The organism is Synechococcus sp. JA-2-3B'a(2-13) (assembly GCF_000013225.1).
Taxonomy (GTDB): Bacteria; Cyanobacteriota; Cyanobacteriia; order Thermostichales; family Thermostichaceae; genus Thermostichus.
The window spans coordinates 1,826,212-1,839,856 of record NC_007776.1; the positions used below are offsets into that span (position 1 = coordinate 1,826,212).

Sequence of the window (13,645 nt, forward strand, 5' to 3'; positions counted from 1 at the left end):
ATTTGGTGAGCAGCAAAACTTCTAGCGGCTGATCTCAACCCTCAGCTGCCCTACTTACCTACTTATTCCCTGCTTGTCCAAGAAAATCTAAAAAAAATGCACCAGCGCACGCTGGCGCAAGAGGGTCAACTTTTACCGGTCAGACATCGACTAGACAAGGGCAGGGATCCGAGATCCTCCCAAGGCCTCCACCAATGCCCGCACTTGAGCCACCATGGCCACTTCATCCTGGAGCCGGCTGACAGCTTTGCCCACCCCTACACCTGAAGCGCCGGCAGCAATGGCCAAGCGCACTGTTACCGTCGAGAGGCCGGAAGCGCAGATAACCGGTACCGAGACCACACGGCTAATTTCATAGGCGGCGGCCAGGGTGGGGGCAGCCTTCTCGATCAGGCCCAGGGATCCCCCGTGAACCGGCTCGGCACTGGTGCTGCCCTCGGTTTGGATGAGATCGGCTCCCAGATCCTCCAGTTTCTCGGCCAATTCTGCCTGTTGATTCAGAGGCAGAGTGTGGGGAACGGTTACCGACAAGAGCGTGCGGGGCAGAAGAGAGCGGGTTCGGCGGGTAAGGTCTAGGACTTCCGCTGCGGAGAAGATGCGGCCTGAAGGGTAGAAGCTGTCGTAATTGCCGATCTCGGCCATGTCTGCTCCTGCCTGTACGGCTGCGGCCAACTGCTGCGGCTCCACCGCCGACACACAGATGGGCAGATCGATCTGGGCGCGTACCCGCTGCACCAATTCGGGGCTGGCAGCGATATCCACCCAAGTGGCCCCTCCCTGTTGGGCGGCGCGGGTGATGCTCAGAACCGACTGCAGGTCGAAGTTTTGTAGACCGCTGATGATCTTGAGGGCCCGACGTTGGGCCAGAGCGTCGAAAAGAGCAGCGTGAGAGGCAGTGGTCATAGGCTCGTCAGCTTGTGGAAAGGCAGTCTAAGAGGAGTGAAAACAAATGGCTGCTAAAACTGGGCTTGGGGAAGCCTTTGCTCAGTCTAGAGGGTTTGCCTCAATCCCACAAGGGATCCCTCTTTACCCCATCATCCCAGTCCTTTTGGCTCACCACAATTCTTCAATAGATTCAATAGAATAGGGATCCCTTCTTGCAAGCCATCATGTATCGCTCTCCCTTCCCCTTCCTGGGCCTGCCTGAGCCGGATCCGGAGATGGCCCAAGCAATTCTCCTGCCCGTCCCCTACGAGGCCACCACCTCCTATGGCAAAGGCACCGCCAAAGGCCCTCAGGCGCTGTTGCAGGCTTCTGCCTATGTGGAGATCTACGACGAGGTACGGGATCGCCAGCCAGCTCTTCACCCCGACTTCTCGGAAGAGATCTCCCGCTACTGGACGGCCCCCCCGGTGGAGTTGGAAGGTCTGGGATCTTCCGCCCAGGAGCTGGCTATGGCCGAAATCCAGCGTCGCGCTGCCGAGTGGGTGAGACCGGGGCGGTTCCTGCTTTCCATTGGTGGGGAGCACTCCATCAGCGGGCCCCTGATTGCTGCCCACCTGGCCCATTATCCGGAGCTGCACGTCCTGCAAATCGATGCCCACTGCGACCTGAGAGATAGCTACGAGGGATCCCGCTATTCCCATGCTTCTGCCATGGCCCGCGTGGTGGAGCAAGTGGGCAGCCGCCTCACCCAAGTGGGGATCCGCTCCATCTGCGCCGAAGACCGCCAGGCCATTCGCGAGCGCCGTCTGCACACCTTTTTTGCCCACAGCTTGCACACCAAGCCAGCCCAGGAGTGGATCCCAGAGGTGATCGCCACCTTGGGCCCCCAGGTTTACCTGACGGTGGATGTGGATGGGCTGGATCCCGCTGTGGTGCCGGCCACCGGTACCCCCGAACCCGGCGGCTTGGGCTGGTGGGAGACGGTGGAGCTGATCCGGGCGCTAGGACAGCAACGGCAAATTGTCGGCGCCGATGTGGTCGAGCTGTCGGTCACGGGGGAACGGGAAACCGATCGCCGCAGCGCCTTCACGGTCGCCAAACTGGCCTATCAGATCTTGGCTGCGGCCTTGGGTTAAGCTCAAGAAGAGCTTGGCCGGCCATCCCCGGGGCACCTGTTCGAGTTCTTTAGGTTTTTGGGTAACACACCTGTGAAATCGGCCCACCCCCGTCGTCCTGCTTTTGAACTTCCCGCTTTGTCCTGGATTCCCTTGGTGGGTGGGGCATTGCTGCTGATCCTCTTGGCCACCTTGCTGCAGTGCTTGGTGGTGGTGCCTGCCGGCACACGGGCCGTGGTGTTCAACTCCCTGACGGGGCTGAAGCCGCAGCCGCTGGGAGAAGGGCTGCACCTCCTGCTGCCGCTGGTGGAAACGCCTATCTTCTACGACGTGCGCACCCAAACCTACACTATGGCCTCTCAACGCTCCGAAAACCAGGGGGATGATGCGTTGAAAGTGCTCAGCGCCGACGGCCAGCAGATCTCCCTCGATGTCTCGGTGCGCTTTCGCTTGGATCCCGACCAAGTGGCCCACCTGCACCAGACCATTGGCCCTTCCTACGTGGACAAAGTGATTCGCCCAGAGGTGCGGACGGTGGTGCGCAATGAACTGGCTTTGCACCGCGCCATCGCCGTTTTCTCGGAAGAACGCGAGCAGATCCAGGAAAATGTGGAGCGGCAGCTCTCCAGCATTTTTGCTGAGAATGACCTGATCTTGCAAAACGTGCTGCTGCGCAATGTCCGCTTCTCCGACCAATTCCAAACGGCCATCGAGCAAAAGCAAATTGCCGAGCAAGAGAAAGAGCGGGAACGCTTCCTCGTGGAAAAAGCAGAGCTGGAAAAACAACGATTGGTGATCCTGGCAGAAGGAGAAGCCCAAGCCATTCGCCTCCAGGGGGAAGCCCTGAAGCAAAACCCAGAAGTGGTGCAGTTGGACTACGCGCGCAAACTGGCGCCCGGCACCCGCGTGATCATCTCCCGACCGGATCCCTGGCAGCGGTAGCGGACAGCCCGTTGGCTCTGGGTTCTGCAAAAATCTATCCTAGAGCATTGTTGCCAATTGGAACGAGAATGGGGATAGAGATCCCCGGCCTGCTGACCTGACGATGCCCCTTGACGAGCAGCTCATCCACAGCCGCATTCAGGCCATCCGAGCCCAGATCCCAGACCATGTGGAGATCATGGCAGTGAGCAAAGGCTACAGTGCCGACCACATCCGCGCCGCCTATCGGGCTGGGATCCGCCACTTTGGGGAGAGTCGAGTGCAAGAAGCCGCCGTCAAACAAGGGCAACTGCAGGATCTGACCGGCATTGTTTGGCACTTAATTGGGCATCTGCAGACCAACAAAGTCAAACCGGCCCTCAAGCAATTTGCCTGGATCGACAGCGTCGATAGCTTGCGCCTGGCCAAGCTGATCAACCAAAAAGCCTGGGAGCTGCACCTCACCCCCAAGCTTTGCCTGCAGGTTAAATTGGCTCCGGATCCCAATAAGTTCGGCTGGCTCATCCCCGATCTGTTGCAGAGCCTCCCCGAACTGAACCAACTGCTGCAGGTGCAAATTGTGGGCCTGATGACCATTTTGCCTTTGGGCTTGAGCTCAGAGGCGGCCCTAGACCTGTTTCGCAAGCTGGCCGAACTGGCCGATTACATCCAGCGCAGCGGCTATGAACATCTGCAGGTGCACACCCTCTCCATGGGCATGTCCGACGATTACCTCCTGGCGGTGGCAGCAGGCTCTAACTTGATCCGACTGGGGCGTGCTTTGTTTGCCGACGCCGAGCAGGAATAGATGTGACCTCTGTGAAGCCGTTAAATTGTGATTAAATTTTGTGTAAAGCCGTGCAACTCCCCAGTCGCCCTGCGGGGCACCTTTGGGGCGAGAGTTCGGCTTGGATAATCAAAAGTGGGGGGATCCCGCCCAGGATTTGCCCTATTGGGGAAATTTTGGGGAAATTTGTAATCATTTGCGTTACTTCCGTTAACGTGGGCTCAATCCAGACGGGGAGCAGAGTTCAATCCTGCCAAACAACGGCTTGGCAAGCGGGATGACATCTTCACTTCTTCTGGGTAAACTCTACTCGTCGAATCAATGGGGTTTTGTTAACCTGCGTTAGCCCCCACTCGCTTCGGCAGCTTTCTGAGCAAACCCTGTCTCAGCCTATTGAAAGACTTTGACCGAGAATAAAAGGACGCCCCCTAGCTTGAGTGAGCCACTCAGGATCCAATCAAGAGCCTGAATCCTACGCTCGCCGTAAACCCATGACCTGTAGTGAGGATGTGCATATGAATGTCAATGGAATCTGGAGCAGGGTAAGAGATTTTGTGGGTCTGAATGATCCCGTGGACGGCCTGGAGGAGTACTCTGAAATGGAAGGGCAGGATGATTACCAACTGCTCTACGAGGGACGCCGTTCCCAACCGGCTGCTCCCCCCGAAGAGGAGGAAGTGAGTACCCTTCCGCGAGGGCGGCGGCAACGGGGAGTGGAAGCGGGGGAGGGCTCTGCCGGTCGAGAAGAGTCGCGGGGCCATCGGCGCAGTCAGCATCGGGATCGCTCAGCAGGGGGCAGTATGGGGAGCAACGTGATTGGATTACCGGGCGTAAACCCACCCACCAGTGAAGTGGTGGTGATGGAGCCGCGCAGCTTCGATGAGATGGCTCAGGTTATCCAGTACCTACGGGAGCGCAAGACGGTGATCATGAACTTGACCCTGATGGATCCCGCTGAGGCGCAGCGCTCTGTGGATTTCGTTGCCGGCGGCACCTACGCCATCGATGGCCACCAAGAGCGCATCGGAGAGAACATTTTTTTGTTCACCCCCAGCACGGTGATGGTTTCCACCCCCAGTAGCCAAGTGGTGCAGCCGCTGCAGCGCCCTTTGCAAAGCCCTACCCCCCTCTGGCCCAGCACCTATGAGCATCTGCAGGCAGTAGGTCAGCACTAGTTGCTATGGAGCGGCCACTGCTAAGTGTTATCGGGGGTGGAGCCATGGGATCCGCCCTGCTGCGGCGTTGGGTAGCTGTGGGAGTTTATCCCGCAGCGCAGGTGGCCTTGCGGGAGCCTGATCTGGATAAGGCTGTGGCCCTGCAGCAGGAGCTGGGTATCCGATTGTTGGCGGATCCATCCCAGGCGGGAGAGTCTGAGATTCTGTTTCTGGCCGTTAAACCGCAGCTCTTCCCGACGGTGGTGGCTGAGATGGGCCGGCTGTCCGCCACAGAGCTGGTGATCTCGATTATGGCCGGGATCCCCTTGCAGCAGTTGCAGCAGGCTTTTCCCAAGCAAAAGGTGGTGCGCACGATGCCCAACACGCCGGCGCTGGTGGGGGCGGGCATAACGGCCATCAGCTACGGGCCAGGGGTGACGCCTATGCAGGTGGAGCAGGTGGAGAAGCTGTTTCGCGCGGTGGGCGAGGTGGTGACGGTGGCCGAAAGCCAGATGGATGCGGTGACGGCACTTTCGGGTTCCGGGCCGGGGTATCTGGCGGTGATTCTGGAAGGGCTGATCGACGGAGGGGTACAGGTGGGGCTGCCGCGTCCCATTGCTACCCAGTTGGCCCTGCAGACCTTGGCGGGTACTGCTGCCCTCTTGCAGCAAGAAAATCTGCACCCTGCCGTTCTCAAAGACCGGGTCACCAGTCCAGGGGGGACGACCATTGCCGGGATCCAAGCCTTGGAGCAGGCGGGGGTGCGGGGAGCCCTGATGCAGGCAGTGCGAGCGGCCTACGAGCGCTCTTGCCAGTTACAGGGATCCTAGCGGGCCAGCAGCCCTTGCCACAGGGGGCGGGTGATCCAATTCCATCCCACCTTGAGCTGGTGTTCCAGTGTGGGCAGGCGCACCAAATAGGCAGTTCGCCGGGCCAAATAGCCCAGGGGGCCGGTCAGTGTGAGGCCGCCAAGGGCAGAAAGCACCGCCGTATCCACCCCCAGGCTGAGCATTTCCCCCAGAGAAAAGTAGCGAAAGGGCAAGAGAGGCCGCTCCTGGGTGAGCAAAGCCCACAGGTTCCAGGCGCAATAACCGGCCTGTTGAAAAGCCGCTTGGGCTGTGGCCGGCACCGGCTTGCCCTCCGCATCCACCACCGCTGCTGCATCTCCCAAGGCAAAGATCTCTGGGAAGGTGGGGGTTTGTAGGGTGGACAAAACCTGTAGCCGTCCCCGCTCCGTTTTGGGCAGATCCAAATTGGCAATCACCGCTGCCGGTCGGGTTCCGACAGTCCACAGCACAGCATCCACAAGATCTGTGGCGATCTCCTGGGTCTCCAGCCGTTGCAGCTGCAGATGGAAGGGAGGGGCGCCGTTCTCGCCAAGGGCCTCGATGCCCAAGACCTTGGTTTGCAACTCCACCTGCACCCGCCGTTGGGCCAGCGCCTCTTGGGCCGCCTCCCGGCTGGAGAGAGCAAAGCCGGACAAGATTTGGGATCCCAACTCGATGAGGCGGATCCGTCCCCGCCAGCCCAGCCGATCCGCCAATTTGCAGGCCAATTCCACGCCACTAGCCCCTGCTCCTGCAATGGCCAGAGCCACAGGCTGAGCCGGATCCCGGTCTTCCAACGCCTTCAGGTGGGCGCGCAGCCGCTGAGCATCTGCCAGGGTGCGAAAGGGAAAAGCAAACTCCGCCGCTCCCGGAACGCTCTCCAGAGGGGTTTCTCCCCCCAGCGCCAGCACCAGCGCGTCGTACTCCAAGCTCTGCCCATCTTCCAGCTCCACGCGGCGGGCTTGAGGGTCAATGGCCTGGACAGATCCGCGGCGAAACTGCACCGATCCCGGGGGCAGCAGATCTTGAAAACGGGGGGCCACCTCCCAGTCTTCCATTTCTCCGGTGAGCAGCTCATAAAGCAGGGGGGCAAAGACGAACCGCTCCTGCCGATCGACCAAGGTGATCTGGGGTGGTTCTGGCCAGGGTTGCCGGCTCAGTTCCAAAGCTGTGTACAACCCGCCAAAGCCGCCCCCAAGAATGCAAATGCGATTCATGCTCGGATGGTTCACGTGACGTTATCAGACGTTATCAAAGTTGCGCGAAAGGCCCCGACTTAACAATCACACCCTGCTGATGCAGAAGGGGCAACGAGGGATGGCCCACCTTGGGCTTGAATTGATTTAAACTTTCCCGGCTAGACTTCTCCAGCGTAGTCTTTGTTGCCCCAGCTTTGCCAAGCCGGCACTTCTGACAGGGAAGCCCGTCGCTCGTCCAGCCAAGTTTGGAGAATTACCGCCGCCGACTGCTGATCGATTAAGCCCTTCTGGGCTTTGGCCGGGATCCCTGCCTCGCGCAGATCCCACTCCGCCTGCGCGGTGCTCAGGTATTCATTGACGGTAACAATGGGAAGATCCACGGCCACCTGCAAAGCGCGCACGAACCGCTGGACTTTGCGGGCCTGGGATCCCACCGACCCATCCGCCAGAAGGGGGATCCCCACCACCACCACGGTGGCCTGGCGGCGGCGGATCCACTCCTGCACTTGGGCAATATCCTCTGAGAGGGAACGGCGCTGGATCACCCCCAGGCCAGTAGCCAGCAGCCCCAGCCGGTCGGAGCCGGCCACGCCAATGCGGCGGTTGCCTACATCCAGCCCCAGCGCTGAAAGGGGATCCCTTGTGGCAGAATAGTTCAGGCTTATCGACATCCTTGCTGATCTTTATGGCTGCCTGGCCCCCTTTGGGGCTTGCAGTTTCCGTTCCCCTATCCTCTCTCGATGACCCTGTTTGGAGCAACACTCGATGACCAGCGCTACCCTGTCTCTCCCGAAGCATGAAGTGAAAGATCTGAACCTCGCCCCCCTGGGCAAGCAACGGATCCAGTGGGCGGCGCGGGAGATGCCGGTGCTGGCCCAGATCCGGGAGCGCTTTGCTCAAGAAAAGCCCTTTGCCGGGCTGCGCTTGGTGGCCTGCTGCCACATTACGACCGAAACGGCCAACCTGGCCCTGGCTCTACAAGCAGGGGGGGCGGATAGCGTTCTCATTGCCAGCAATCCCCTTTCCACCCAAGACGATGTGGCCGCCAGCCTGGTGGCGGACCATGGCATTTCGGTGTTTGCCCTCAAAGGAGAAGATGTGGCCACCTACCGCCGCCATGTCCAGATTGCCCTAGATCACCGCCCCAACCTGATTATCGACGATGGCGGAGATGTGACGGCGGAGCTGGTGCAGCACCGTCAGGAGCAACTGTCGGAGCTCATCGGCACCACGGAAGAGACCACCACTGGCCTGGTGCGCCTTAGGGCCATGCTCAAGGCGGGGGTGCTCAGCTTCCCGGTGATGACCGTCAACGACGCCGAGACCAAACACCTGTTCGACAACCGCTACGGCACCGGCCAATCCACCCTGGACGGGATCCTGCGCTGTACCAACATCCTTCTGGCCGGGAAGACGGTGGTGGTGGCTGGCTACGGCTGGTGCGCCAAGGGAGTGGCCATGCGGGCCCGCGGCATGGGATCCCAGGTGATTGTCACGGAAGTCAACCCGGTGCGGGCTCTGGAGGCGGTGATGGACGGCTTCCGGGTGATGCCGATGGAAGAAGCCGCTGCTCTGGGGGACATCTTCATCACCGTCACCGGCAACAAGCACGTGATTCGCGGCGAGCACTTCGACCGCATGAAGGATGGGGCGATGGTCTGCAACGCCGGCCACTTTGACATTGAAATCGACCTGGTGGCGCTGCAGGAGCGGGCCGTCTCCCGACAGACGGTGCGCCCCTTTGTGGAAGAATACCGTCTGCAGTCGGGCAAGTCAGTGGTGGTGCTGGGGGAAGGCCGCCTGATTAACTTGGCTGCTGCCGAAGGGCACCCCGCCAGCGTCATGGACATGAGCTTTGCCAACCAGGCCCTGGCCTGCGAATACCTGGTGAAAAACCGGGGCCGCTTGGCCCCAGGGCTTCACCCCATTCCTCTCGAGGTGGACGAGGCCATCGCCCGCCTCAAGCTCAAGGCCATGGGGATCCAAATCGACAGCCTCACCCCCGAGCAGATCGAGTACGGCAACACCTGGACTGCCGGGACTTGAGGGTGGGTGCTGGCGCTACGAACCTGAGATACATCCTAAAACCTGTCGCACCTGGGCCAACTCGTCAGCAGGGAGGCGAGCTTTCAACTCCTTCTCCCAGCGATCCAGCCAGTTGCACAGTACCTCCGACAGACAAACCTTTTGGTTATGGAGCTCACACACTACCCAAAGGCTGCCGTGGACGACAACGCCGCTCTCCGCGCAAGCTCTGCGCAACCGGCCATCGTTGGAGAGGAGCGTAGAGCTGCTGGTACGGCAGTAGTGAAGACACAATGCGTCAGCTATCGACAACCCACTTTTCTTCAGAACCATTGCCTCTGGAAGCCACGTTTCCTGCACCTGGACAACCTGCACGCCCAAAGCAAGAACCTGGGACTTGCAAGGGTCATCGACTTCTGCCAGTACCACGTCAAGCACCTCCAGACTTGCCAACCTCGCTAAGGATTCCAGCCCCCCAACCTTGGCGAAGTCAATGAGGATGTTGGCTTCAGGCATAGCTGCCCCTCTCATTGTCTCCGCCGAGGCGCGTTTGGGTAACTCCAACAGGTTGTCCAGAGATCCATCCAATGGAATGAGAGTGGGATCACCACTTCAGCCTAGCCCCGGTGCACCTGGGCCCAGACACGGGTGGGCAGGCCCCAGATGTAGATAAAGCCTTCGGCGGCGCGGTGGTCGAATTGATCCCCTTCCCCGTAGGTGGCCAGCTCTGGGTTGTAAAGAGAGTAGGGAGAGCGACGACCCACACAGACTGCCTGGCCCTTGTGCAACCGCATCCGCACGACACCGGTGACGCTTTTCTGGGTGGCGCGGATAAAGGCGTCCAGAGCCTCCCGCAGCGGCGAGTACCAAAGGCCGTTGTAGATCAACTGGCTGTAGGTGGTCTCGATGCCGTACTTGTAATGGATGACATCGCGGGTGAGGGTGAGGCTTTCCAGCTCGCGGTGGGCTTGGATCAAGACCATTAGAGCAGGGCACTCGTAGATCTCCCGCGACTTGATCCCCACCAGGCGGTTTTCAATCATGTCGATGCGGCCCACCCCATGCAGGCCAGCTAAGGAGTTGAGCTGCTCGAAGAGGGCTTTGGGGCCAAGGCGCTGCCCATCCAGCCCGACAGGGATCCCTTGCTCGAACTCAATCTCCACGTAGGCGGGCTCGTCGGGTGTCTGGGAAATAGGCCGGGTGAGGGCATACACTTCCTCCGGCGGCTCCCGGTCGGCATCTTCTAGGATGCCGGCTTCAGCGCTGCGGCCCAAAATGTTGAGGTCGATGCTGTAGGGGCTGGACTTCTGCACGGGCATGGGGATCCCGTAGCGCTCCCCATAGGCAATGGTCTCCTCGCGGGTCATCCCCCACTCGCGGGCAGGGGCCAACACTTTGAGCTGGGGATTTAAAGCAGCAATAGCCAGATCAAAGCGCACCTGGTCGTTGCCTTTGCCGGTGCAGCCGTGGGCCACCGCATCGGCGCCCACCTCTTCCGCCACTTCCACCAGCAGCTTGGCAATCAGGGGTCGGGCCAGGGCCGTGGAAAGGGGGTAGCGCTGCTCGTAGAGGGCGTTGGCCTGGATGGCCGGGAAGGCATAGTCGGTAATGAGGGCCTGGACAGCCTCCCGCACCAGAGATTGCTCTGCCCCCGCCCTAAGGGCTTTGGCCTGAATGGCCTCCAGCTCCGCCCCCTGCCCCAAGTCGACTGCCAGGGCCACCACCGATTCCACCCCCCACTCGTGCTTGAGATAGGGAATGCAGACGGAAGTATCCACCCCGCCTGAATAGGCCAATACCACCTTCTTTGCCCGTCCCATGGGATCCCGCCGTTGCCGTTAAAAAGTTGCTAGCCCATTATGCCCTGTGGCAGGGATCCTGGCTGGCCTCAATGTCGGTTTCCTCAGCTATTCTCAAGGGGATTTCTCCTGCCGGGGAAAGGCCGGGGGTGTGAGTGAGCATGGCTGGCAAAAAGACGGCTGCGGCGTGCCGGGGATCTGAGCCCAAGCGAACTGTGGGGCTGGGGATCCTGTCGCTGCTGAGCTTTGTGGCCGGGATGGGGTTTGCCGCCCTCTCCCAGCCAGAGGTGGGATCCCCTGTTGCCGTCTCCGAGCCGGAGGTGCCCCGTTTTACCGCCCACGGTTGGCCCTTGTTGGATCCCTTGCCGCAGCCGGACGAGATTTGGGAGTGCGAGCTGGTGGTGGTGGGCGGATCCCTGGGAGGGGTGGCAGCGGCAGGCCATGCCATGCGAGGGGGGGTGCAGACCTGTCTCATCGAGCTCACCCCTTGGCTGGGGGGGCAGATCACCTCCCAGGGGGTATCGGCCATTGATGAATCGCTGCCAATGCGGCAACGGGGCAATTTTTCCCGCCACTGGCTGGAGTTCAAGGCCTTGATCGAAAGCCAGCCGGTGCATCTGCCGGCCTGGACAGGGATCCCGCCGGGAACCCGCGTATCCGAGATCAACAGCTGCTGGGTGGGAGGGCTGTGTTTTCCGCCTCAGGCGGGGCTGCAGGCGGTGGAAACCTGGCTGCAACAGGCAGCTCAAAATGCCCCCAACAGCCGCTGGGCTACCCAAACGGCTTTTAAGGGGGCCACCTTCAGCGCCGATGGATCCCAGATTGAAAGCATTTACGCTGTGCAGCGGCAACCCCGGGATCCCAACTTTGTGCCGCCGGGACGGCTGTGGCGGGAGCTGGTGAGCTGGTACAGTTGGCAGGAAACGGAGGTGTTCGCCAAGCGAGTGCTGCGTCTACAAGCGCCGCCGGGCCGCCCATTCTTCGTGATCGATGCCACCGATACCGGAGAGCTGGTGGGCTGGGCCGGGATCCCCTATCGGCTGGGTTCGGAAGGGCACGATGTGACCGGCGAGCCCAATGCCGCCCCCGCCAGCAACCCGGAGTGCACTCAAGCCTTTACCTTTCCCTTCGTGCTGGCCATCCACGACGATGGCGGTCGCTCCCGCGCCGAGCTGGCCCAACTGCAACCAGGCTATTCCCGCGCCGAACACCGCCGCGAGTTCGACATGGAAGGTTTCCCCACCTTCAGCGGCCAGAGCTTTTTCAATTACCGCCGCATCGTCAGCAAGGGTCGCCGGGATCCCTTCTACAGCACGCCTGTTCCAGGCGACCTGACGCTGGTGAACTGGAACCGCGGCAACGACTGGGGGATCATGAACCCGCCCCTGATCCTGACGGAAGAGCGGCTGGTGGCCTCGGGGCAGCGCCACAACTGGCTGGGGGGCCTGGATGTCTCGGCCATCAAAGATGGAGAAAACCACGCCCTGCTGTTTGCCGAGTGGCTGATGGAAACCCAATCCCGCAGCGGCTATCCCCTGTCCTTGGTGTTTGCCGAAGAGTCCTTGCTGGGCACCCGCTCCGGCCTTAGCCTCTACCCCTACATCCGCGAAGGTCGGCGCATCCTGGGGCGAGCTGCCTACGGCCAAGCAGAGTTCCTGATGTTGGAGCAGGATATTCGCGTCGGCACCGCCGGGGGGCGGGACTTCAGACCTACCGTGGTGGGGGTTACCCACTACGCCATCGATATCCACGGCTGTCGCTACCGCAACTGGGAGCCCTCTCTTTCGGCCAGCTCCGCGCCAGTCAACGAGTTTTCCGTCCGTCCCATTCTCATTCCCTTGGAAGCCCTGATCCCGCAGAAGGTGGATAACCTGCTCATCGGCGGCAAAGGGATCGCCGTCAGCCACATTGTCAACGCCGCCACCCGCGTGCATTACGGTGAATGGACCATCGGCTCGGCGGTAGGGCTGACCGTGGCTTGGCTGCACAGCCAGGATCCCAGCTTGACCCCAGCTCAGATCGTGCCGCAAGGCAAAATGGCCGATTTACAACGCTACCTGATCTCCCATGGGCAAAGACTGCAATGGTGAACCCAGAGGACACCGTCTCAGCGCGAACGACAGATCCCCACCCAATCGACCCAATTTTTCCGATATCGGGGCCCTAGGTTGTGTTGATCTTTCATTTGAGCCAAAAGGGAGCACTGACGAGATAGAGAAAACTCAAGAAGTTCCTGGCCAATTTGTCAAAACGAGAAAATAGATGCCGGTACTGCTTTAACTTATGAAAAAAGCATTCGATTAAATGCCTCTCTTGATACAGATGCTTGTCATAATGCCGCTGCGTCTTTCTATTCCTTTTAGGCGGAATAACCGCTTGAGCTTCCCCTATCTTCTCAATCAACTTATCCGCATCATATCCTTTATCCCCAATTACTTTGGTATCCTTTCTCTGCCAGCCCTCTATCAATTCTTCCCCTTGAGTAATATCGCTCTTTTCCCCGCCAGTTATTCTCAATTCCAGCGGATTTCCCAACCCATCTACACTCACATGAATCTTGGTGCTGTATCCGCCTCGGCTTCTCCCCAAAGCTTGCTCCCCTTTTTTCCGGCAGCACAGGAGTGCGCTCGAACCATGGTTGAATCAATAATGAGATGCTCTAAATCAGGGTCGTCAATAAAATACTTGAACATCCGTTCCCACACTCCAAAACGACTCCACCGGTGGAATCTTTGATAGATGGTGTACCATTTGCCATATCCTTCTGGGAGGTAGCGCCAAGGAGCACCGGAACGGGCTATCCAAAGAACTGCTTCAATAAACTGTTTGCAGTTTGCTTCTTTCCCAATGTTAACTCTCTCTTCTGTCTGTAAAAAAGCCAATATCTTCTGCCATTTGTTTTCATCTAAAAAAACCAACTTCATCCTCTTTCC

Annotated in this window: 13 protein-coding genes; 7 read left to right on the forward strand and 6 right to left on the reverse strand. The window is 59.9% G+C overall.

Annotated elements, in window-relative coordinates; all coding sequences use genetic code 11:
- Positions 1-150: 150 nt before the first annotated feature.
- The gene (locus CYB_RS08295) at positions 151-903 is read right to left on the reverse strand and encodes a DUF561 domain-containing protein (protein WP_011433343.1); all 753 of its coding nucleotides are present in this window, start codon (positions 901-903) and stop codon (positions 151-153) included.
- A 194-nt stretch (positions 904-1,097) separates the two neighbouring features.
- Here CYB_RS08295 and speB point away from each other — a divergent pair, with 194 nt between their 5' ends.
- From speB to proC, 5 genes are all read left to right on the forward strand, one after another.
- The gene (speB, locus tag CYB_RS08300) at positions 1,098-2,021 is read left to right on the forward strand and encodes an agmatinase (RefSeq protein WP_011433344.1); all 924 of its coding nucleotides are present in this window, start codon (positions 1,098-1,100) and stop codon (positions 2,019-2,021) included.
- A 72-nt stretch (positions 2,022-2,093) separates the two neighbouring features.
- A complete protein-coding gene (locus CYB_RS08305) occupies positions 2,094-2,942 on the forward strand; it encodes a prohibitin family protein (RefSeq protein ID WP_011433345.1) in 849 nt (282 codons plus the stop codon).
- A gap of 103 nt (positions 2,943-3,045) precedes the next feature.
- Positions 3,046-3,729, forward strand: a complete 684-nt coding sequence (locus CYB_RS08310; RefSeq protein WP_011433346.1) for a YggS family pyridoxal phosphate-dependent enzyme — start codon at positions 3,046-3,048, stop codon at positions 3,727-3,729.
- 578 nt (positions 3,730-4,307) lie between these two features.
- The gene (locus tag CYB_RS08315) at positions 4,308-4,883 is read left to right on the forward strand and encodes a cell division protein SepF (protein ID WP_011433347.1); all 576 of its coding nucleotides are present in this window, start codon (positions 4,308-4,310) and stop codon (positions 4,881-4,883) included.
- A 5-nt stretch (positions 4,884-4,888) separates the two neighbouring features.
- Complete coding sequence (gene proC / locus CYB_RS08320; protein WP_011433348.1) at positions 4,889-5,692, forward strand: pyrroline-5-carboxylate reductase; 804 nt, start codon at positions 4,889-4,891, stop codon at positions 5,690-5,692.
- Here proC and CYB_RS08325 read toward each other — a convergent pair.
- Positions 5,689-6,906 (reverse strand): NAD(P)/FAD-dependent oxidoreductase, encoded by a 1,218-nt coding sequence (locus CYB_RS08325; protein ID WP_011433349.1) that lies wholly within the window; start codon positions 6,904-6,906, stop codon positions 5,689-5,691. The genes proC and CYB_RS08325 overlap by 4 nt on opposite strands.
- Positions 6,907-7,046: 140 nt before the next feature.
- Positions 7,047-7,559: a Holliday junction resolvase RuvX gene (gene ruvX / locus CYB_RS08330; RefSeq protein ID WP_011433350.1), complete on the reverse strand. Its 513-nt coding sequence runs from the start codon at positions 7,557-7,559 to the stop codon at positions 7,047-7,049.
- Positions 7,560-7,653: 94 nt separating this feature from the next.
- Between ruvX and ahcY the strand changes: the two genes are divergently transcribed.
- Positions 7,654-8,934, forward strand: a complete 1,281-nt coding sequence (ahcY, locus tag CYB_RS08335) for an adenosylhomocysteinase (RefSeq protein ID WP_011433351.1) — start codon at positions 7,654-7,656, stop codon at positions 8,932-8,934.
- Between the two features lie 15 nt (positions 8,935-8,949).
- Here ahcY and CYB_RS14105 read toward each other — a convergent pair whose 3' ends face one another.
- The gene (locus CYB_RS14105) at positions 8,950-9,429 is read right to left on the reverse strand and encodes a hypothetical protein (protein WP_148202735.1); all 480 of its coding nucleotides are present in this window, start codon (positions 9,427-9,429) and stop codon (positions 8,950-8,952) included.
- 101 nt (positions 9,430-9,530) lie between these two features.
- On the reverse strand, positions 9,531-10,733 hold the full coding sequence (locus CYB_RS08345) for an argininosuccinate synthase (protein ID WP_011433352.1): 1,203 nt from the start codon (positions 10,731-10,733) through the stop codon (positions 9,531-9,533).
- Positions 10,734-10,873: 140 nt separating this feature from the next.
- On the opposite strand from CYB_RS08345, the gene CYB_RS08350 reads away from it, so the two are divergent.
- Positions 10,874-12,802 carry an FAD-dependent oxidoreductase gene (locus CYB_RS08350; protein WP_238376728.1) on the forward strand — a complete coding sequence of 643 codons (1,929 nt, stop codon included), beginning with the start codon at positions 10,874-10,876 and terminating at the stop codon, positions 12,800-12,802.
- Positions 12,803-12,893: 91 nt separating this feature from the next.
- On the opposite strand, the gene CYB_RS14530 is transcribed toward CYB_RS08350, so the two are convergent.
- Positions 12,894-13,636, reverse strand: a protein-coding gene (locus CYB_RS14530; protein WP_148202736.1) for an IS5-like element ISSoc13 family transposase whose coding sequence is annotated in 2 segments (ribosomal slippage) — positions 12,894-13,318 and positions 13,318-13,636 — 744 coding nt in all. Because the reading frame shifts where the segments join, the coding sequence is not laid out codon by codon here.
- Positions 13,637-13,645 lie beyond the last annotated feature (9 nt).

What these genes read in the sequence shown, in the direction of transcription:
- CYB_RS14105 (WP_148202735.1), bottom strand. Translation starts at nt 9,429, where the DNA reads ATGCCTGAAGCCAACATCCTCATTGACTTCGCCAAGGTTGGGGGGCTG.
- CYB_RS08325 (WP_011433349.1), bottom strand. Translation starts at nt 6,906, where the DNA reads ATGAATCGCATTTGCATTCTTGGGGGCGGCTTTGGCGGGTTGTACACA.
- proC (WP_011433348.1), top strand. Translation starts at nt 4,889, where the DNA reads ATGGAGCGGCCACTGCTAAGTGTTATCGGGGGTGGAGCCATGGGATCC.
- CYB_RS08345 (WP_011433352.1), bottom strand. Translation starts at nt 10,733, where the DNA reads ATGGGACGGGCAAAGAAGGTGGTATTGGCCTATTCAGGCGGGGTGGAT.
- CYB_RS08315 (WP_011433347.1), top strand. Translation starts at nt 4,308, where the DNA reads ATGGAAGGGCAGGATGATTACCAACTGCTCTACGAGGGACGCCGTTCC.
- CYB_RS08295 (WP_011433343.1), bottom strand. Translation starts at nt 903, where the DNA reads ATGACCACTGCCTCTCACGCTGCTCTTTTCGACGCTCTGGCCCAACGT.
- CYB_RS08350 (WP_238376728.1), top strand. Translation starts at nt 10,874, where the DNA reads ATGGCTGGCAAAAAGACGGCTGCGGCGTGCCGGGGATCTGAGCCCAAG.
- ahcY (WP_011433351.1), top strand. Translation starts at nt 7,654, where the DNA reads ATGACCAGCGCTACCCTGTCTCTCCCGAAGCATGAAGTGAAAGATCTG.
- ruvX (WP_011433350.1), bottom strand. Translation starts at nt 7,559, where the DNA reads ATGTCGATAAGCCTGAACTATTCTGCCACAAGGGATCCCCTTTCAGCG.
- CYB_RS08310 (WP_011433346.1), top strand. Translation starts at nt 3,046, where the DNA reads ATGCCCCTTGACGAGCAGCTCATCCACAGCCGCATTCAGGCCATCCGA.